The sequence below is a fragment of the Virgibacillus sp. Bac330 genome, from assembly GCF_003667845.1.
Lineage (GTDB): Bacteria > Bacillota > Bacilli > Bacillales > Amphibacillaceae > Virgibacillus > Virgibacillus chiguensis.
The window spans coordinates 4,049,476-4,070,764 of the sequence record NZ_CP033048.1 but is presented as its reverse complement, the minus strand read 5'-3'; the positions used below and the strand labels follow the sequence as shown (position 1 = coordinate 4,070,764).

Sequence of the window (21,289 nt, the reverse complement as noted above, 5' to 3'; positions counted from 1 at the left end):
TTAAATGTGTAATGGTGAGCCATGGAGGATTCGAACCTCCGACCCTCTGATTAAAAGTCAGATGCTCTACCGACTGAGCTAATGGCTCGTATAATTTAATAATTTAAAATATCATCTCTAGTCTAGATGGTGCCGGCCAGAGGACTTGAACCCCCAACCTACTGATTACAAGTCAGTTGCTCTACCAATTGAGCTAGGCCGGCAATGGTGGAGGATGCAGGGCTCGAACCTGCGACCCCTTGCTTGTAAGGCAAGTGCTCTCCCAGCTGAGCTAATCCTCCAAATACTATAATACTGGTCGGTATATACTGAATTAAAAATGTATATCGCCTGGCGGCGTCCTACTCTTGCAGGGACAAAGTCCCAACTACCATCGGCGCTGGAGAGCTTAACTACTGTGTTCGGCATGGGAACAGGTGTGACCTCTCCGCCATTACTACCAGGCAAAGTTGCTATCTGTTATGTTGTGCTTCAAAGAGGCACAAATCTTATTATAATCGTTTTTGTGAAAAAATCAAGATCTTTGTTGAAAAAAGTCATTTTTTCCTTGTTACCTTGAAAACTAAATAAGAGATCATTCAACGTACATCTACCAAAAAGGTTAGTTAAGTCCTCGATCTATTAGTATTCGTCAGCTCCACGTGTCACCACGCTTCCACCTCGAACCTATCAACCTCATCATCTCTGAGGGATCTTACTCACTTATAGTGATGGGAAGTCTCATCTTGAGGGGGGCTTCATGCTTAGATGCTTTCAGCACTTATCCCTGCCACACGTAGCTACCCAGCTATGCTCCTGGCGGAACAACTGGTACACCAGCGGTGTGTCCATCCCGGTCCTCTCGTACTAAGGACAGCTCCTCTCAAACCTCCTGCGCCCACGACGGATAGGGACCGAACTGTCTCACGACGTTCTGAACCCAGCTCGCGTACCGCTTTAATGGGCGAACAGCCCAACCCTTGGGACCGACTACAGCCCCAGGATGCGATGAGCCGACATCGAGGTGCCAAACCTCCCCGTCGATGTGAACTCTTGGGGGAGATAAGCCTGTTATCCCCGGGGTAGCTTTTATCCGTTGAGCGATGGCCCTTCCATGCGGAACCACCGGATCACTAAGCCCGACTTTCGTCCCTGCTCGACTTGTAGGTCTCGCAGTCAAGCTCCCTTCTGCCTTTACACTCTGCGAATGATTTCCAACCATTCTGAGGGAACCTTTGGGCGCCTCCGTTACCTTTTGGGAGGCGACCGCCCCAGTCAAACTGCCCGCCTGACACTGTCTCCGGACCGGATTACGGCCCTGGGTTAGAAGGTTCGTACAGCCAGGGTGGTATCCCACGGTTGCCTCCACGTAAGCTAGCGCTCACGCTTCGATGGCTCCCACCTATCCTGTACAAGCTGTACCAACATTCAATATCAGGCTACAGTAAAGCTCCACGGGGTCTTTCCGTCCTGTCGCGGGTAATGCGCATCTTCACGCATAGTATAATTTCACCGGGTCTCTCGTTGAGACAGTGCCCAAGTCGTTGCACCTTTCGTGCGGGTCGGAACTTACCCGACAAGGAATTTCGCTACCTTAGGACCGTTATAGTTACGGCCGCCGTTTACTGGGGCTTCGGTTCTACGCTTCGCACCGAAGTGCTAACGCTTCCCCTTAACCTTCCAGCACCGGGCAGGTGTCAGCCCCTATACTTCGCCTTTCGGCTTCGCAGAGACCTGTGTTTTTGCTAAACAGTCGCTTGGGCCTATTCACTGCGGCTCCTCCTTAAAGGAGCACCCCTTCTCCCGAAGTTACGGGGTCATTTTGCCGAGTTCCTTAACGAGAGTTCTCCCGCTCACCTTAGGATTCTCTCCTCGCCTACCTGTGTCGGTTTGCGGTACGGGCACCTATGAACTCACTAGAGGCTTTTCTTGGCAGTGTGAAATCCGGAACTTCGGTACTCTATTTCCCTCCCCATCACAGCTTGAAATTGTCGAACGGATTTGCCTATCCGACTTTCTCACTGCTTGGGCGCACACGTCCATCGGTGCGCATTCCTTATCCTACTGCGTCCCCCCATCGTTCAAACGTTCATGAGGTGGTACAGGAATATCTACCTGTTGTCCATCGCCTACGCCTTTCGGCCTCGGCTTAGGTCCCGACTAACCCTGAGAGGACGAGCCTTCCTCAGGAAACCTTAGGCATTCGGTGAAAGAGATTCTCACTCTTTTTTCGCTACTCATACCGGCATTCTCACTTCTAAGCGCTCCACCAGTCCTCACGATCTGACTTCACAGCACTTAGAACGCTCTCCTACCATTGTTCGTAAGAACAATCCGCAGCTTCGGTGATACGTTTAGCCCCGGTACATTTTCGGCGCAGAGTCACTCGACCAGTGAGCTATTACGCACTCTTTAAATGGTGGCTGCTTCTAAGCCAACATCCTGGTTGTCTGGGCAACTCCACATCCTTTTCCACTTAACGTATACTTTGGGACCTTAGCTGGCGGTCTGGGCTGTTTCCCTTTCGACTATGAACCTTATCACCCATAGTCTGACTCCCAAGGATAAGTAGCTGGCATTCGGAGTTTGACTGAATTCGGTAACCCGATGAGGGCCCCTAGTTCAATCAGTGCTCTACCTCCAGTACTCTTTCCTTGAGGCTAGCCCTAAAGCTATTTCGGAGAGAACCAGCTATCTCCGTGTTCGATTGGCATTTCACCCCTACCCACACCTCATCCCCGCATTTTTCAACATACGTGGGTTCGGGCCTCCAGTCAGTGTTACCTGACCTTCACCCTGGACATGGGTAGATCACACGGTTTCGGGTCTACGACCGCATACTATATTCGCCCTATTCAGACTCGCTTTCGCTACGGCTCCGTGTTTTCCACTTAACCTTGCATACGATCGTAACTCGCCGGTCCATTCTACAAAAGGTACGCCGTCACCCATTAACGGGCTTCGACTACTTGTAGGCACACGGTTTCAGGTTCTATTTCACTCCCCTTCCGGGGTGCTTTTCACCTTTCCCTCACGGTACTGGTTCACTATCGGTCACTAGGGAGTATTTAGCCTTGGGAGATGGTCCTCCCGGATTCCGACGGAATTCCTCGTGTTCCGCCGTACTCAGGATCCACTCCGGAGGAGATTCTTTTTCGATTACAGGGCTGTTACCTTCTTTGGCCGACCTTTCCAGATCGCTTCATCTAAAGAATCTCTTGATAACTCCAATGGAGTGTCCTACAACCCCAGAAGGCAAGCCTTCTGGTTTGGGCTAATTCCGTTTCGCTCGCCGCTACTTGGGAAATCGCGTTTGCTTTCTCTTCCTCCGGGTACTGAGATGTTTCAGTTCCCCGGGTATGCCTCTTCTACCCTATGAATTCAGATAGAAGTACTGCTCCATTACGAGCAGCGGGTTCCCCCATTCGGAAATTCCTGGATCGATGTCTACTTACGACTCCCCAGGACATATCGGTGTTAGTCCCGTCCTTCTTCGGCTCCTAGTGCCAAGGCATCCACCGTGCGCCCTTATTCACTTAACTAATCTTACAATTTTATCTATGAATAAGCATATTGCTTTTCAGCTTTTGGTTTGATGTCGTTGTTACTCTTATTTAGTTTTCAAGGTACAATCTATAAAAGGATGTCAAATCTTATTATGAATATACTTGCATCCTATCAAGAGATTTACTCTCTCAAAACTGAACCAAACAACCAAGTATGTTTCCGTATAATCCTTAGAAAGGAGGTGATCCAGCCGCACCTTCCGATACGGCTACCTTGTTACGACTTCACCCCAATCATTGGTCCCACCTTCGGCGGCTGGCTCCAAAAGGTTACCTCACCGACTTCGGGTGTTACCAACTCTCGTGGTGTGACGGGCGGTGTGTACAAGACCCGGGAACGTATTCACCGCGGCATGCTGATCCGCGATTACTAGCGATTCCGGCTTCATGCAGGCGAGTTGCAGCCTGCAATCCGAACTGAGAATGGTTTTATGGGATTTGCTTGGCCTCGCGGCTTCGCTGCCCTTTGTTCCATCCATTGTAGCACGTGTGTAGCCCAGGTCATAAGGGGCATGATGATTTGACGTCATCCCCACCTTCCTCCGGTTTGTCACCGGCAGTCACCTTAGAGTGCCCAACTAAATGCTGGCAACTAAGATCAAGGGTTGCGCTCGTTGCGGGACTTAACCCAACATCTCACGACACGAGCTGACGACAACCATGCACCACCTGTCACTCTGTCCCCGAAGGGAATGCCCTATCTCTAGGGGTGTCAGAGGATGTCAAGACCTGGTAAGGTTCTTCGCGTTGCTTCGAATTAAACCACATGCTCCACCGCTTGTGCGGGTCCCCGTCAATTCTTTTGAGTTTCAGCCTTGCGGCCGTACTCCCCAGGCGGAGTGCTTAATGCGTTAACTTCAGCACTAAGGGGCGGAAACCCCCTAACACCTAGCACTCATCGTTTACGGCGTGGACTACCAGGGTATCTAATCCTGTTCGCTACCCACGCTTTCGCACCTCAGCGTCAGTTACAGACCAGAGAGTCGCCTTCGCCACTGGTGTTCCTCCACATCTCTACGCATTTCACCGCTACACGTGGAATTCCACTCTCCTCTTCTGTACTCAAGTCCTCCAGTTTCCAATGGCCCTCCACGGTTAAGCCGTGGGCTTTCACATCAGACTTAAAGGACCGCCTGCGCGCGCTTTACGCCCAATAATTCCGGACAACGCTTGCCCCCTACGTATTACCGCGGCTGCTGGCACGTAGTTAGCCGGGGCTTTCTGGTTAGGTACCGTCAAGGTGCCAACCTATTCGAATGGCACTTGTTCTTCCCTAACAACAGAGTTTTACGATCCGAAAACCTTCATCACTCACGCGGCGTTGCTCCGTCAGACTTTCGTCCATTGCGGAAGATTCCCTACTGCTGCCTCCCGTAGGAGTCTGGGCCGTGTCTCAGTCCCAGTGTGGCCGATCACCCTCTCAGGTCGGCTACGCATCGTTGCCTTGGTGAGCCTTTACCTCACCAACTAGCTAATGCGCCGCGGGCCCATCTGTAAGTGACAGCATATGCCGCCTTTTAACATTGCGTCATGCGACGCTTTGTTTCATCCGGTATTAGCCCCGGTTTCCCGGAGTTATCCCAGTCTTACAGGTAGGTTGCCCACGTGTTACTCACCCGTCCGCCGCTCGTTCCACAAGCGTCACTCCCGAAGGAGATCTGCTTGCTTCCCGCGCTCGACTTGCATGTATTAGGCACGCCGCCAGCGTTCGTCCTGAGCCAAGATCAAACTCTCCATAAAAGTTTGTGATGATGAACACCGTTCTTCATCATTCTTAGCTGCTGAGATTTCTCTCAGTTTATTTCTTAAGAAAAAACAGGGTTTGTTTTTTCCTTGACATACTGGTTGTTTTGTTCAGTTTTCAAAGAGCAAATATGACTTGGTTGATTTTTGTGAGTCAACCACTTTATTATACCATATTGATTCGCGTTTGTCAACAACTTTTTTTGTTTAATTGTCGGCGTTTCAAATTGGCGACTTTATTAATATAACACTTATTTAAAACAAAGTCAATATGTTTTTTTATCTTTTGTTGCTGTTCTTTATATCTAGTTTGTTGATTTGTTTAAGCAACGTTAATTAATTTACCATGTTTAAAAACGAAAATCAAGCTTTTTTTTAAAAAAGTACTTCGGAAAGTTTATTTCTATTGTTTACACTATTCTTTTATTTTATTCTAAGCAGAATTGAGAGGTATAAACTCCTTCACATAAAGCACAGAGCCGCTGTTTCTAAAAAGCAATACCCTTAAAGAACTTTAATACGAACAAAGTGAATTAGAATTCTGTATTTATATACTTTTTTCAACTAAGAGAGTAGGTTTAGCGGGTAGCGGCAAGACTCCCACTTCAGATTCTCAGAAAAAGGCGAGCCAGCCAGTCATATGTATTAGAAACGGCACTATATCTCTTTTTTATAAGTAACGTTTAAATCATATCCTTCAACTACTAAGCAATCCGGCGTTTGATAACAGATCTACCTTGAATAGCAGATACACTTAATAAGATGCATGCACGTTTACAGAATCTCTCAAACAAAAAACACAAGGAGAGTGATAATAATTCTGATCTCCTTGTGTTTTTTACAGCACATACTTCTATTCTTTATTTTTCATCTGTGGAAATAATAATACATCCCGGATTGAAGCTGAATTTGTTAACAGCATGACGAGACGATCCACACCTATACCTAGTCCACCAGTTGGCGGAAGCCCATATTCTAGTGCTTCTAAGAAATCTGTATCCATATAATGAGCTTCATCATTTCCAGCTGCCCTTTCTTTCACTTGCGCTTCAAATCGTTCACGCTGATCAATTGGGTCATTTAACTCACTAAATGCATTCGCATGTTCTCTTCCAACAATAAACAATTCAAATCGATCCGTAAATCGTTCATCTTGTTTGTTTTTCTTAGCTAAAGGTGAAACTTCTACAGGATGACCGTAGATAAACGTTGGCTGAATTAAATCTTCTTCCACTGTTTGTTCAAAAAACTCATTAACAATGTGACCATATGTCATGGTTTCAGTAATTTCTACGCCATACTCCTTCGCTAAAGCTCGGGCTTCATCATCGCTCATCTGTGGCCAGAAATCAATGCCCGTTTTTTCTTTAATCGCATCGACCATATGTTTTCTCGTCCATTTTGGAGCCAAGTTCACTTCATGTTCTCCATAAGTTACTGTTGTCGTACCTAAAACTTCCTTAGAGATATGCGCAACAAGTCGCTCTGTTAAATCCATAATGTCATGATAATCAGCATAAGCCTCATACAATTCTATCATCGTAAATTCTGGATTATGTCTTGTGGAAATTCCTTCATTACGAAACACACGACCAATTTCGTAAACCTTTTCCAAGCCACCAACGATTAATCTTTTTAAATGCAATTCTATAGCAATACGCATATAGAGTTCTACATCTAACGCATTATGATGGGTAATAAAAGGTCTTGCTGTAGCGCCCCCTGGTATGCCATGTAACATAGGCGTTTCCACCTCTAAAAACCCTTGGCCATCTAAGTAACGGCGCATTGCTTGAATAATCTTACTGCGCAATACAAATGTCTCTTTACTATCCATGTTCGTAATTAAATCCAGATAACGTTGACGGTATCGCTGCTCAATATCTTTCAAACCATGATATTTCTCTGGTAAAGGCCGTAAAGATTTAGTAAGTAGTTGGAAATCCGTCACTTTAACAGACAACTCTCCTACCTTCGTTTTAAACATAAACCCAGTTACACCGACAATGTCACCAATATCACTCGTTTTAAAAACCTCATATGCAGCTTCTCCGACAGAATCTTTACGAACATAAAGCTGTATTTGTCCACTAATATCTTGAATATGAGCAAAGCCTGCTTTTCCTTTCCCTCGCTTCGTCATCATTCTTCCTGCGATCGTCACTTGCTCTTCCTTACTTTCCAATTCTTCCTTAGAATAGCGATCATATAAATCCTTTAATTCACTTGCAACATGAGAACGGGGGAATCGCTCTCCGAAAGGGTTTATTCCCTGTTCTTTGAATTGTTCCATTTTTTCTTTACGTACTCGCATATGCTCATTTATTTCTTCAGACACCCTAAATTCACTCCAGTCTTTTTCTATAGGTAAAAGTATAAACGATATTTATATAAACTTCATGTGTTGCATTATTTCTGTTAAAATCACAAAGCAAATGTCTTGATTGGCAACAAATTATCTATTTAACTCACTTTCCTAAACAAACGTCTAAAATGATATAGATGCAAGTACAACTCGATCAGAAAACATAGCATCACCCTGTCGGAGAGATCATTGACCCCTCAATTTCTTCCTTCCTAGCTTTATCTACCTGTATTATCCTGATCATAAAGCATAAGTTCTTCTTTAGGAATATCAAGTGTATGCACCACTATGTCTAAAAGATCATCAGAAATCGGCTTAACGCCTCGCTCTATACTACCAATAACAGACAGTGGAACACAAAGCTTTTTGGCAAATTCCACCTGGGTATACCCTTTTAATTTACGAAAAGCTTTTATTCGTCTACCGAATCTTTTTTGGTCCATTTTACTACATCCTTTAAGTCATTTCCTGGCAGTTCCTTTACAACCATGCTTACTTCTTTATCTCCATTAGGTAATGGCAAAACAGCGTGTGGTGCAATTTCGTTTAAAGGCACAAGCACAAATGCACGTTCATGCATGCGAGGATGTGGGATTGTTAAACGCTCCATTTCTATATTTTCTTGATTATATAATAAAATGTCAAGGTCTATTGTACGAGGACCAAAGCGAATGATTCGTTTCCTGCCTAATTCGTTTTCTATTTGTTGACAGTATGCTAATAGTTCCAATGGTAAGCAACTGGTCTCCACTTCTATGACCATATTTAAAAAATCACTTTGTTCCGTATAGCCTACAGGTGCTGTCTGATAGATAGATGATGTTTTTGTAACATGAATTTGTGCATGTTCCTGTAATAGGCGTAAGCCTTCTTTTAAAAATCTTTCTCTTGGTTCGATATTGGTTCCTAATGCTATATATACGTGATTCATTTTACCTTCTCCCTATATATCTCTACCGCTACGGAATGGTATTGACCTGGAATCGGTGGGTCAGGCTTAATAAGCTTTATGTTACATGCTTCAAGCATATCAAACGACGTTAATAACTTTTCTGCAATACTTTCAGCCACCGCTTCGATTAGTTGTTTCGCTTCCCCTTCCACAATTTCCTTAATATATTCATAGGCTTGCCCGTAGTGAATGGAATCATTCATATCGTCACTGTTTCCTGACTTGCTTAAATCTAGATAGAGCGTAGCGTCCACTTGAAAACGTTGCCCTAATTTATTTTCTTCTGGCAACAATCCATGAAAACCATAAAATTGCAGTTGTTGTAAAAGTATTTTGTCCAAATCCTCACCCTCTTTTTACATGAAGCATTGCATCCATCATTTTAGCAAGCTGTCCATTTGTTTTTACATCATGTACCCGAATGATTTGAGCACCTTTCATAATTCCCATGCAAGTTGTTGCTCCTGTACCAATATCACGATTTTGTGGAGGTTCATCTAAGATATGCCCTATGAATCGTTTCCTAGATGTTCCTAAAAGTAGTGGATATCCTAGCTCGGAGAAACGCTCTAATTGATTCATGACAAGTAAATTATGTTCTGCCGTCTTCGCAAAACCAATACCAGGATCGATAATAATTTGTTCATGTAGAACGCCTGCATCTAGCGCAATATTTATGCTTTCTTTCAAATCTGTGAGCATATCAGGTATTAAATCTTGATAATTCATGTTTGTTCGATTATGCATTAAAATAATCGGCACGTTGTACATTTTAGCTACTTTTGCAATGTCTGGGTCTCGTTTAGCACCCCACACATCGTTAATCATATCAGCACCTGCATCTAATGCCGCCTTGGCAGTTTTCGCTTTATATGTATCAATCGAAATTGGTATGCTGACATGCTTCTTTACTTCACAAATAATAGGAACCACACGTGCAATTTCTTCTTCCTGAGATACCGGCTCATGATTAGGTCGTGTAGATTCGCCCCCAATATCAAGTATATGCGCACCATCTTTCTCCAGCTTTACGGCTTGTTCAATAGCACTTTTAACCGTATTATAATTTCCGCCATCTGAAAAGGAATCCGGTGTGACGTTTAATATACCCATAATGAGTGTGCGATCCGTTAAATCATACGATTGTTTTTTCGTTATTAATCGCATCATTCTTCAGTCCTTCTTTCTACCTTTTCTCTTATCGTATCATACAACGTTTTGGCAAGCGACCTGTTTATATTACGTAAGCAAGATGTTCGTATTTTCGTTATGTTTGAACATATTCTTATGTAAACACATGTTAGTTATTTACAAGAACAAAGGCTCGGGGAACCTGTTTAGCAAACGTAGCGACTGGAACGAATCAGCGAAAGTTTTAGGGATCATGCTCCTGCAACAGGGGTATGCCGGTGCCCTCCGGCAAGCCCGTCTTTAGTCGGCCTTCCTATTTAGGACGAACCAATGATGACTTAGCTTAGGGCAATGGAGTGAAGTCGCCTAGTTGCTGGTCGCTGGAGCCGGACGGTGTCATTCGGTTGGTTACGCCATAGCATCAAATTTTATACTCTCTTATCTTTTAAAAAACCTCGCCTTATCGCCATGGTATTACATTCTATTCTGACCCTTCATTGCAAACGAAAAAACCAGTACCTAGCATTGGTACCGGTTTTTTCTTAGGCAGAGATCGCTACTACTTAATCTTCATCTCCAAATTGATAAAGAGGTGTTGATAAATACCTCTCCCCATTATCTGGAAAAATAGCCAATACTTTTTTTCCTTTTCCTAGCTTTTTGGCTACTTTTTTTGCTGCGGCTATAGCTGCACCTGCAGAAACGCCTCCAAGAATACCGTTATTCGTGGCAACTTCGCGGGCAACTTCATATGCTTCATCATTTTCAATTTGGTAAATATCATCATATATTTCCGTATTTAAAATACTTGGCACAAACCCAGCACCTATTCCTTGTATCTTATGGGGGCCAGGCTTTTCTCCAGACAGTACTGCTGAAGACGCTGGTTCAACAGCAAATACTTGCAGATGATCGAAATGGTCCTTTAAAACTTTTCCTGCTCCAGTAATAGTTCCCCCCGTGCCAATACCAGCAATAAAAGCATCTAATCCATCACTCATTTGGGCAATAATCTCTTTCCCCGTTGTTTTTTCATGAATATCTGGATTTGCAAGATTATTGAATTGTTGTGGCATAAAATAGCCATGTGCTTTTTGTAATTCTTCTGCTTTATGAATGGCGCCCTTCATTCCTTCTGCTCCTGGAGTTAGCACAAGCTCTGCTCCATAAGCTCGTAAAAGATTACGACGTTCTAAACTCATCGTATCAGGCATAACTAAGATTGCTTTATAATCTTTTGCAGCCGCAACCATCGCTAAACCTATACCCGTGTTACCACTCGTTGGTTCTATAATCGTATCTCCTGGCTTTAACTTGCCCTCTCGTTCCGCAGCTTCCACCATGGCTAAAGCAATTCGATCTTTTACGGAGCTACCTGGATTCATAAATTCCAACTTCACATAAATATCTGCACTATCTTCATCTACAATACCTTTTAATTTCACAATCGGAGTCTCACCAATTAATTCTGCTACACTTTGAGCAACTTTCATTTTTTAGCCTCCTAATCCCTAGTTAATCGATAAGTTTAATACTAATTTACGCTGTTCTTTAAAAAATGTCAACGAATCAAATTAAATTTATAGATATTTGGACTTATACTATCTCTATTCAGAATAAATCCATTCAATATCCTGACTTTCCCACAGCGGATCAGCTTCTAAGGCCTGGTTCTTCTCTTGTAAAGCTAATTCACTCGTTATATACGGTTTCATTTCTTCATACGTAAAGGTTATGGAGGGCAGTTTTCGATGAAGGTAGATGAGGGCAACCTCTTCTCCTACCTTAAAAGGTTCACTATAAGAGAACTCCTTCAAATCATTGACAATCGCCTCATAACTATCTGGAAAGTATTGACTTTCTGTAGATAAATACCCTAAATACCCTCCGACCCCGCGCGTTTCTTCATCGACAGAATACTCTTGGGCTAGTAAATTAAAAGACGCCCCCTGTTCTAATTCATTGTATATCTTTTCAGCAGTTTCCATATCTTTTGCAATGATATGGGACAGTTGCATCGAAGCTATAAAATTATATTGCTCGCCATATGTTTCATAATGCTCTTTCAAGGTTTCATCCGATACCGAAACATCTTCGGTTAATAACCTCTCCAGCTGATAGCGATGTCGAATATCCTTCTCCCACTTCGCTTCCAAATCTTCATATTCTGTTTCGGTTAAAACACCTTGCATAGCAAGCAACAGAGATATCTCTCTTTCAATCACTTTATCACTTATGGAAATGTTTTTTTCGTTTGCTAATTGGCTTACAACTTCCCGATCAATCATCGCTTTTAAATGTTCTTCACCATATGTATCACGCAAAGCCTTTCGCCACTCCTCAATACTTATTTCTTCTCCATTAACGGTAGCTGCAGCTTCATTATTTTTATACTTCTTGCCATTACCTGTTTCGATATCAACTTCTTCTTGGTTCCACACGAACAAAGTGGCAATATTTGTTACTAACAATAGGACAATTAAACCTAACATTAACTTCTTTGACATGTATTTTCCCCCTATTATAAACTGAACATTCAATTAAATAGGACTTGCTTCACCAAACAATTGCTTAAAAACGATAGCGTACAACCTATAGAATATAAACGGAGGCTATTTGTACATAATGTATTTTCATGTTGAAGGGAAAGTTATAGCTCTTTATCATTGGAATAACGTGGACCATGACTAGTGAGGGTTTTTGGCTTTTGCATCGTTTTTAGCAAGAATTCGTCCATGCGCAGCTGAAAAGTTGTGTCTTTCTCTAATACTGCCAAAATGTGATAGTTACGTACATCTTCCATTAACTGTGGTTCTTCTCCTACGTACTATTATCTCCCACTTAGACATATCTAGCATAGAATCCTAATTCTAAAAAGTTGGATTTAGAAGTACTTCATATGTAAGCTAAGATGAATCTACCCAATGACTATGGGAGGGGATTATTCCTCCCACATTCATTTTAGTCACGAAGCAGACAAAGTAAGCGAAGGTGCTTATCGTAGGGTGATTTCGTGAAGTTGCTCAGTTGGTGGGCGATGAAGCCGGTCTATTCGGTGTTTCCTTATTCCCAAGCACCTCATTTTATACTTTCTTATTTTATTAGAAAAACTTAATTTTCACTCAAGCTTTGCTTTAAAAGACGCAAATCTTCTTCTGCAAACTGATACGTCTTATTGCAAAAATGGCAGCTTGCTTCAGCTCCATGATCTTCTTCTATCATACTTTGGATTTCCGCTTCCCCAAGACCTTGAATAGCTCGCTCAACACGTTCTTTAGAACATCTACAGTGAAATTCCATCGGTAATGATTCATGTATTTTAATTTCCTGACCTCTAAATAAACGTTGCAAAATTTGCTCTGGTGTATTTCCTTCGCGGATAAGGGAAGAAATCGGTGGAAAAGATTGAATTTGCTCTTCTAGCTGTTGAATAACTTCATCACTAGCCCCAGGCATAAGCTGTACAATAAATCCTCCAGCTGCTAAAATGCTATGATCAGGATTAACTAAAACACCAGCCCCAACGGCTGAAGGAATTTGCTCGGAATTTGCAAAATAATAGGTGAAATCCTCGCTTATTTCCCCGGAAATAATTGGAACTTCTCCTGTAAAATAATCTTTTAAGCCTAAATCTTTTATAACACTAATGCTCCCTTCTTTCCCAACTGCTCTAGCAACATCTAATTTCCCTTTTTCATTTAGTTCAAAATCCACATGCGGATTCATTACATAGCCACGAACATGTCCTTTTGCATCTGCATCAGCAATGATTGCTCCTAAAGGACCCGTTCCCATCACCTTTGTAGTAATAGAGTCCTCTCCTTTTAACATAGCACCCATCATACCAGTAATTGTAAGTGTTCTTCCTAGAGCAGCCGAGGCAGTTGCCCATGTATCATGCCGTTGACGCGCCTCTTCCACTGTATTTGTAGAAAGCGCTGCATAAGCACGCACCATTCCATTATAAGCCGTTGCTTTTATAATAAAGTCTTTCACAAGCCTTTTCTCCCTTCTTGTGTAAATAATAAATCAGTAGGGGGTCATTTATACCCCAGTTGCCATGCTGTTATTTCCATTTCCCTATATTTCAAGTGGTAGTCTTACAGCAATCTATATTCAGGATACATTAGTAAATTAACCATCTTAGTGAACAGCGAAAATGTATAAACAATCTCATCCAGTTAAGACTTTATAGACAGCTATCGTAGACGATTTAGAAATTATTATTAGAATCTTTATTCCTATCATAAATTATTCGCAAACCTTTTAAAGTTAAATATGGATCAACCTGATGAATGACTTCTGATTCATTAGCTATCAAAGCTGCTAAACCGCCAGTTGCAATAACTGTTGTACTCGTATTCATTTCTCTTTCCATACGGCGAACAATTCCATCTACTTGTCCTACATATCCATAAACAACGCCAGATTGCATAGCTTCAACAGTAGATGTTCCAATAACATGAGCCGGTGCTTGTATTTCAATTTTGGGTAATTTGGATGCTCTATTGTACAAGGCTTCCATTGCCACATTTAAGCCAGGAGTAATGACACCGCCATAATATTCTTTTTGCTCATTTATATAGCAATAAGTAGTTGCTGTACCAAAATCAATAATGATAAGTGGTGCTCCATATTCTTCTATAGCGCCTACTGCATTAACAATTCGATCAGCACCAATTTCTTTCGGATTAGGATACTGCATTTTTAAGTAATTATGTACAGGTTCCTTCCCAATAATCATCGGTTCTATTTGAAAATAGTCCTTGCACATCTTTTCTAACGCGTACATAATTGGAGGTACGACAGAAGAGATAATGACTCCGGATATATCGGAATTAGAAATGCCTTTGTAAGCAAACAGGGATTGCATTAACATGCCGTATTCATCCTCTGTTTTATGTCGATCCGTTTTAATTCTCCATTGGTGCTTTAAATTCTCTCCTTCAAAAACCCCTAATACAGTATTTGTATTCCCAACATCTAGTACAAGTAACATATGGTTCCAAACCTTTCTTTGTTCAAACTCTTCCTAGTTCCTTAGTTCCCTATAGGAAAGTATAAAAATTTTATCGTTTGTAGTATAAGAAAAATGATAGCTTCGCCAAAAAGACTTATTGACAAACCAACTTTTTCTAACTGATTTTTAATATACCACATTTGTTTTGCTATGAATATGTAGAGGTTCTATAACTTAAATATATTTAAAAATGCTCCAGTGTCCATTTAAAATGCTAGCGTTTATTAATTAATTAGCATGTTTGTTTAGATAGTATCACACATGCCAGCTTGAATCCTTCAAATTTCATACTCCCTTATAGCATAAAACAACTCCCCACTTTAACCAAAGTTATAGCAGGGAGTTGTTCTGGTTTACTTTTCATCATCTTCTGATGATGGTTTATTGTCCGTTGTTATTTCATCCAAAGATGAAGGTTTTTGCTCTTTTGATGTTGTATCATCATTAGGATGAGTAGGTGGCTTATTATCCGTTGTGATATCTTCTTTTTTCTCTTGTTGTTTATTTAGCGCTTTTTTCTTTGCCTGTTCATACGTCTCTGGCGCTTCATCTTTTGATTTGATATTCACTTTCATATCATCTTCTTCCGGTTCAGGAAGGACGCCTTTTTCAAATAATGATTTTATTTGTTTTGCATCTAGTGTTTCCACTTCAAGTAAAGTTTTAGCAATTAATTCAAGCTTATCTTTATGCTCGGTAAGAATTGCTTTCGCACGATCATAACAGTAATTAATAAAGTTTTGCATTTCTTGATCAATTTCGTGCGCTATTGCATCACTATACTGTTGATCATTGCTAAGATCGCGACCTAAAAATACTTGACCACCGCCAGAAGTAAACTGTAAAGGTCCAATCCGATCACTCATACCGTACTCGGTAATCATCTTACGAGCAATAGCTGTTGCTCGCTGAAAATCGTTGTGAGCTCCAGTACTTACTTCTCCGAAGATAACTTCTTCCGCTACACGACCACCTAAAAGACCTGTTATTTTGTCAAAAAGCTCTGGTTTCGTCATAAAGTAACGGTCTTCCTTAGGTAACATGACGGCATAACCGCCCGCTTGGCCACGTGGTACAATGGTAACCTTATGAACGATATCCGCATCATCTAAAACCATTCCGATAACGGTATGCCCACTTTCATGATACGCTACAATGTCTCGCTCTTTTTCAGAGATCACTCTGCTTTTCTTAGCAGGTCCCGCAATAACGCGGTCTATTGCTTCATCCACATCAAGCATTTCAATTTTATTACTGTCTCGTCTTGCTGCTACTAATGCTGCTTCGTTTAGTAAGTTCTCCAAATCAGCACCTGAAAAACCAGGCGTACGCATAGCAATTGTTTTTAAATCAACATCCTCGGCTAGCGGCTTGTTTCTAGCATGTACTTCTAATACCTCTTTACGTCCCTTCACATCTGGACGGTCTACCATAATTTGTCGGTCAAAACGGCCTGGTCGTAATAAAGCAGGGTCTAAAATGTCAGCACGGTTCGTTGCTGCCATAATGATAATCCCTTCGTTAGCACCAAAACCATCCATCTCTACAAGCAATTGGTTTAATGTTTGTTCACGCTCATCATGACCACCGCCAAGGCCCGCTCCACGCTGTCTACCAACTGCGTCGATTTCGTCTATAAAAATGATACAAGGAGCATTCTTTTTTGCGTTTTCAAACAAATCACGTACACGCGAAGCTCCAACACCAACAAACATCTCCACAAAGTCTGAACCACTTATAGAGAAGAATGGTGTACCAGCTTCTCCTGCTACGGCACGTGCTAATAATGTTTTACCAGTTCCTGGGGGTCCCACTAAAAGTACACCTTTCGGAATTCTAGCACCAACAGCAGAGAATTTTCTTGGATCTTTTAGAAAGTCCACTACCTCTACTAGTTCTTGTTTCTCTTCATCAGCACCCGCTACATCTTTAAAGCGAACTTTCTTTTTATCTTCACTATACATTTTTGCCTTACTCTTCCCAAAGTTCATGACGCGACCGCCGCCGCCCCCACCTTGGGCTTGACTAAGTATAAAGAAAAAGAGAAGTCCAATGATTAAAAACGGAATCATTGTAGTTAAAAGCGTTACCCACATACTCGGTTGCTCTTCTTCTTCTACAAAAAGGTCACTTTGTTCATTTGCTTGTTCCGTAATGGAAGAAATAATATCTGTATTATCTGGAACTTGCGCAACAAACGGCTTTTCTTCGTCTTCTAATACACCTTCGTAACGAATAATACCGTTAGCTGGTTGCATGGTCATTTCTTTAATTTCACCATTATTTAAAGCATCCATAAATTGCTTAACATTATATTCTTTTGCTTCTTCATTTTGCCCACTGAACAGTGAAATAACCGAAATAATCACAAGGACAATCACTATCCAGAAAACTGCATTCCGAAATATCCGGCTCATTGCTTACCTCCTCCCAAGCGGGGAAAAACTATATTACATCGTACCATACAAAAAAGTTGGAATACAACTAATTTACCTTAAAAATAGGATAAACGGAAACTTCATTTTATTGGAGTTTTACCGTCACGTTGTACTGGTTGCTTATACTGTAAAGATATTTAGAAGAACACGGTTTGTCACCAAGCCCTTATAAAGAGAAAATTTGTAGTTTCTTATACGATAAACTTCTTTCATACGTTTAACTTAGAAAAGAAAAACATTTGTCTACAAGTTTTTCAAAAACTTAACAGCTAACTAACTACAAACCATCATGGTTGCCTATTCGTAAATTCATTCAAGCATTTGGTATTGTTGTACACTACGTAAGCTTGTCTATATCTTCCTATACTACACTATACTACAACTACTTTGGTGGTAAAGTTTTATTCCCCACCATATACTTCCGGCTTTAACACACCAATATAAGGTAAGTTTCTATATTTCTCTTGGTAGTCTAACCCATAGCCTACAACAAATTCATTAGGCACTTCAAAACCAATCATATCCGCTTTGATGTCCGCAGTTCTTCCCGTCGGCTTATCTAATAATGTAACAATTTTAACAGAATTAGCCTTGCGATATTTAAATAAATCTACTAAATAACGTAAAGTTAAACCGCTATCGATAATGTCCTCAATAATTAGCAAATCCCGTCCTTCCACCTTTGTATCAAGGTCTTTAACAATCTTTACTTCTCCAGAAGAACGCATTTCTTTGCCATAGCTAGAAACATCCATAAAATCCATCTCTAAATACGTCTCTGTATAGCGTAAAATATCGGACATAAAAGGCATAGCACCTTTTAATACACCGATAGCTAACGGAAACTTGCCATCATACTCCCTCGTTAATTGTTCCCCTAATTCTTTACACTTATTTGCAATTTCCTCCTGTGATATTAACACTTCTTTAATATCATTATGCATATACCCTGCTCCTCCTACCTGTTGCCATCTTGAAAATATAATTGTATTTGTGAGGTATTCATCTGAGGTTTCGCAACGGCTGCTTTTCGCAAACCGACTAACCATAGAATCTCCCCGTCATTATCTGTCACTAACGGCCAAGTTGCTCGTTGATGACGAGGCACTTTTGCATCAATGAAAATATCCTTTATTTTCTTCCTTCCGTTTAACCCCGCGACATGCATTATATCGCCTTGTTTTCGGGTTCTTATATGTAATGGAAGTGCTACCTGATTAACGGGAATGGTAAGGCTATACTTCGTTTGTTCCGTTACCGCTTCACCATATTCAGCATACATCACGGAGCCATCAGGTAAAATTGTTTGCCCTGGGATAATTATTAACTTATGATATGATGATGAGCTAGAAAGGTCATCACAAAAGTAACACCTTATTTGATCGTAGGACTTCTCTACTTTTAGTCCAGCGGGGAAATCGATCTGTGCATTGCCCGTTTGGTGGAAAATCAATGCCAAAAATTGCTCTTCATGTACATAAGACAAACTGTCAGGAACATCCACATACAGATAGTTTAATATTAGATGATAGGCACGCCTTTGTAAAGCAAATGCATACGTTTTAAAAGCATGAATTTCAAATGATAATTGTCGCCTTGCTGAATCAAAACATACAACAGCATCGACCATTTTTTTTGCTTCTTGCAAAACATAAGCGCCATCAATAGCTAATGTTTCACTTAAATGTTGCACAGTTGTATGTAAGTTACTATTTTTTTGTTTTAACATTGGTACAATATGATGCCTGACATAATTACGTGTGTATACCGTTTCTTCGTTAGAAGGATCTAGGCGCGGTACAATCTGATGTGCTTGACAATAGTCCCATATATCATCTTTTGTTACACAAAGAAGCGGTCGCACAATCCAACCATTAGAAAAGGAACGTTTAACAGGTATCCCTTTAAAGCTTTGAACATCAGCCGAACGAACAAGGCGCATCACCATCGTTTCAATTTGATCATCACCGTGGTGGCCTAATGCTAAATAATCTGCCTTAAACTTCTCCATTTGCTCCTTGAATACAGTATAGCGTAACGTTCTTGCGGCTATTTGTGTACCTTGTTTATTTTCTTGTTTCCAAGCAGGAACATTGACAGACGAAGAAACACATTCAATTTGCCATTGTTCACAGATATGTTTGACATAAGATACATCTGCTAATGATTCTTCCCCACGAAGCTGATGATCAACGGTCACGGCAACAACGCGGAAGCCCCAACTTTCCTTCATCGTGTTTAGACAATGCAATAACGCCATAGAGTCTGGCCCTCCAGAGACACCGACTAAAATCGTTGCTCCTTTCGTGAATAACTGATGTCGCTTCATAAACTGTCGTACTTTTTCTTCCATTTGTCCATCTCCAACAAACGCGAATTCTTTTTTTAACTTATAATGTAATCCTATCACAATACTTGTCACTGAAAAAGCAAAGAAACTGCATAATAAATGATTGCCAGTGCGGATATGCCTCCTATATCGATATATAGGGAGGACAAATTTGTTTGCTGCCCATCTTGTTGATGAGCACCTATATTTTTTCGTTCTGTAGTATAAATTATTTTTAATAAGTCATTTTTCATCTGCTTACTCGTAAGATAGTTTCCGACAAGCGCTTTCTTTAAAACCATACGATATGGCGCTAGCTCTTTTACACTATCAATTTTGCGAAACAACTGTTTTTGTGGAGAAGATTCTTTTGCAAATTGATTTGGATAATATACATGTAAAAAAACCATTGTAAACGCAAATAAGTCATAGCTTGCCTCCGCTTTCCTAGTCCCTAAGCCCCAATAACCACGATCATAAAATTCCGTGTACTCCTTAATGGATCTCCCTATTTGCGTTGTTCCACCAACATCAACCCAGCGAACTTTTGGAGGAGAGGAGACAACAAGCAAGTTATCTGCTTTTAAATCCCCAAACACCCAACCGTTTTGATGCAATTCTTGTAAAGCATCTAAAAGTTGTAGCATAAAAACACCAACCCATGCTTGTCCTCTTCGTTGAACGTAACTAATTAACGGCTCTCCGTGCAAATATTCCATCACATAAAAAGAATAGCATATTCCTTGTGGTGACACCCAATCATCTACATCTAATAAAGAAGGCCCAAGCCGATTTCCTTGGACCTTTGCCAATGACTTAAGTACATTTACTTCTACCGTCATAGATGAACGTTTATCACTAATTTTTAATGCAGCCTGCTTCCCATTACAAACACAAAGATATACAACGCCAATGGCCCCAGCTCCAAGCTTTCTTTGAATAAGATATGTTTTTCCATGCCATTTGCCGCGCAGCTTTATCCCTGGACGAACATCAATATCAAGCTTCTTCCATTCCTGGCTGTTCATCTTCATACTTAAAGCCCCTCCGTAAGCTCTTCTTACCAAATTGATACATCGCTTCTCGAATAGCAGGCCCAGTCGGAGTAACCCCGCCACTTGTTAATTTAGGAAAGATAGAAGAAATGCTATCTAATGCTGGAGACCATTCTAATATCCTATCCATTTGTTTTCGTTTTCCAGGGAAGCGGTAAATGGCGAACCGATTTCGCCCTATTCGTGCATTTAAACTGATGGATAAATCCATTAATGCTTCTTTTACAGTAGGAAGCTTATCATACATACTTGCACTTGTATCTACTAAAACAAGCACCTCTAAATCACATGTTTCACCCATATCCTCTACTACTTCCATAATTTCTCCACGTTTTTCTGGTTCAAGATCTTCCATGGATTGACCCTTACCTAATATTTGCTCCAATTCTTTATTAACAAATCCCTGCATTGTTTGCGTCATGGCTTGCTTGGTAACGGATTGAACAGTTTGCGACAGAGATTGCTTGTAAACAAGCTGACTAACCCCGCCACCAGACAAAGCTATATCTTCTACTTCTTGCAAACTTTCATCTTGTTCTGCATGTCCATCATCTAATATGCCAATTACATTAACAGTAATCCCTTGTTGTTGCGCGATTGAAGCTACTGCAACAGGATCCTCCCCTTTGTTGGAACAACCATCTGTAATAAGTAATATTTGTTTTAAAGTACCTTTTTTCAATCCAACTACCTCCCAACTTTTCAGTACCA

General features: G+C 41.2%; 15 protein-coding genes, 3 tRNA genes and 3 rRNA genes. All 21 read right to left on the bottom strand.

Annotated features, from left to right (window positions below):
- Nucleotides 1-12: 12 nt before the first annotated feature.
- The 21 genes from D9780_RS18935 to D9780_RS18840 all read right to left on the bottom strand — a co-directional run bounded on the left by D9780_RS18935 (nt 13) and on the right by D9780_RS18840 (nt 21,260).
- A tRNA-Lys gene (locus tag D9780_RS18935) sits at nt 13-88 on the bottom strand.
- Between the two features lie 39 nt (nt 89-127).
- Nucleotides 128-203 (bottom strand) — tRNA-Thr (locus tag D9780_RS18930).
- A 2-nt stretch (nt 204-205) separates the two neighbouring features.
- Nucleotides 206-281 (bottom strand) — tRNA-Val (locus tag D9780_RS18925).
- A gap of 47 nt (nt 282-328) precedes the next feature.
- A 5S ribosomal RNA gene (gene rrf / locus D9780_RS18920) occupies nt 329-444 on the bottom strand.
- A gap of 157 nt (nt 445-601) precedes the next feature.
- Nucleotides 602-3,521: ribosomal RNA gene (locus tag D9780_RS18915) — 23S ribosomal RNA — on the bottom strand.
- A 199-nt stretch (nt 3,522-3,720) separates the two neighbouring features.
- A 16S ribosomal RNA gene (locus D9780_RS18910) occupies nt 3,721-5,285 on the bottom strand.
- Together the 16S, 23S and 5S rRNA genes with 3 tRNA genes alongside form the textbook arrangement of a ribosomal RNA operon.
- Before the next feature lie 856 nt (nt 5,286-6,141).
- Nucleotides 6,142-7,626, bottom strand: a complete 1,485-nt coding sequence (gene lysS / locus D9780_RS18905) for a lysine--tRNA ligase (protein ID WP_116277730.1) — start codon at nt 7,624-7,626, stop codon at nt 6,142-6,144.
- A 245-nt stretch (nt 7,627-7,871) separates the two neighbouring features.
- Nucleotides 7,872-8,096, bottom strand: coding sequence for a helix-turn-helix domain-containing protein (locus tag D9780_RS18900; protein WP_073011437.1), 225 nt, complete (start codon nt 8,094-8,096; stop codon nt 7,872-7,874).
- Nucleotides 8,066-8,584: a 2-amino-4-hydroxy-6-hydroxymethyldihydropteridine diphosphokinase gene (gene folK, locus D9780_RS18895; protein ID WP_073011439.1), complete on the bottom strand. Its 519-nt coding sequence runs from the start codon at nt 8,582-8,584 to the stop codon at nt 8,066-8,068. The genes D9780_RS18900 and folK overlap by 31 nt, the downstream gene beginning before the upstream one ends.
- On the bottom strand, nt 8,581-8,946 hold the full coding sequence (gene folB / locus D9780_RS18890; RefSeq protein ID WP_121641181.1) for a dihydroneopterin aldolase: 366 nt from the start codon (nt 8,944-8,946) through the stop codon (nt 8,581-8,583). Before folB ends, folK begins: the two co-directional genes overlap by 4 nt.
- A 4-nt stretch (nt 8,947-8,950) precedes the next feature.
- Nucleotides 8,951-9,772, bottom strand: coding sequence for a dihydropteroate synthase (gene folP, locus D9780_RS18885; protein WP_121641550.1), 822 nt, complete (start codon nt 9,770-9,772; stop codon nt 8,951-8,953).
- A gap of 527 nt (nt 9,773-10,299) precedes the next feature.
- A complete protein-coding gene (gene cysK, locus D9780_RS18880; RefSeq protein ID WP_116277732.1) occupies nt 10,300-11,229 on the bottom strand; it encodes a cysteine synthase A in 930 nt (309 codons plus the stop codon).
- A 114-nt stretch (nt 11,230-11,343) separates the two neighbouring features.
- Nucleotides 11,344-12,243 (bottom strand): peptidylprolyl isomerase, encoded by a 900-nt coding sequence (locus D9780_RS18875; RefSeq protein ID WP_116277733.1) that lies wholly within the window; start codon nt 12,241-12,243, stop codon nt 11,344-11,346.
- 143 nt (nt 12,244-12,386) lie between these two features.
- Nucleotides 12,387-12,539 (bottom strand): hypothetical protein, encoded by a 153-nt coding sequence (locus tag D9780_RS21255; RefSeq protein ID WP_162985937.1) that lies wholly within the window; start codon nt 12,537-12,539, stop codon nt 12,387-12,389.
- Between the two features lie 308 nt (nt 12,540-12,847).
- Nucleotides 12,848-13,732 (bottom strand): Hsp33 family molecular chaperone HslO, encoded by an 885-nt coding sequence (gene hslO, locus D9780_RS18870; RefSeq protein WP_073011453.1) that lies wholly within the window; start codon nt 13,730-13,732, stop codon nt 12,848-12,850.
- Nucleotides 13,733-13,949: 217 nt separating this feature from the next.
- On the bottom strand, nt 13,950-14,735 hold the full coding sequence (locus D9780_RS18865) for a type III pantothenate kinase (protein WP_073011456.1): 786 nt from the start codon (nt 14,733-14,735) through the stop codon (nt 13,950-13,952).
- A gap of 374 nt (nt 14,736-15,109) precedes the next feature.
- Complete coding sequence (ftsH, locus tag D9780_RS18860; RefSeq protein ID WP_116277735.1) at nt 15,110-17,173, bottom strand: ATP-dependent zinc metalloprotease FtsH; 2,064 nt, start codon at nt 17,171-17,173, stop codon at nt 15,110-15,112.
- A gap of 422 nt (nt 17,174-17,595) precedes the next feature.
- Nucleotides 17,596-18,138, bottom strand: coding sequence for a hypoxanthine phosphoribosyltransferase (gene hpt, locus D9780_RS18855; RefSeq protein ID WP_073011461.1), 543 nt, complete (start codon nt 18,136-18,138; stop codon nt 17,596-17,598).
- Between the two features lie 14 nt (nt 18,139-18,152).
- Entirely contained in the window at nt 18,153-19,547 is a 1,395-nt protein-coding gene (tilS, locus tag D9780_RS18850) for a tRNA lysidine(34) synthetase TilS (protein ID WP_121641180.1), read from the bottom strand.
- A 65-nt stretch (nt 19,548-19,612) separates the two neighbouring features.
- Nucleotides 19,613-20,557: a protein kinase domain-containing protein gene (locus D9780_RS18845; protein WP_121641179.1), complete on the bottom strand. Its 945-nt coding sequence runs from the start codon at nt 20,555-20,557 to the stop codon at nt 19,613-19,615.
- Entirely contained in the window at nt 20,523-21,260 is a 738-nt protein-coding gene (locus tag D9780_RS18840) for a VWA domain-containing protein (RefSeq protein ID WP_073011467.1), read from the bottom strand. Before D9780_RS18840 ends, D9780_RS18845 begins: the two co-directional genes overlap by 35 nt.
- Nucleotides 21,261-21,289: the final 29 nt, after the last annotated feature.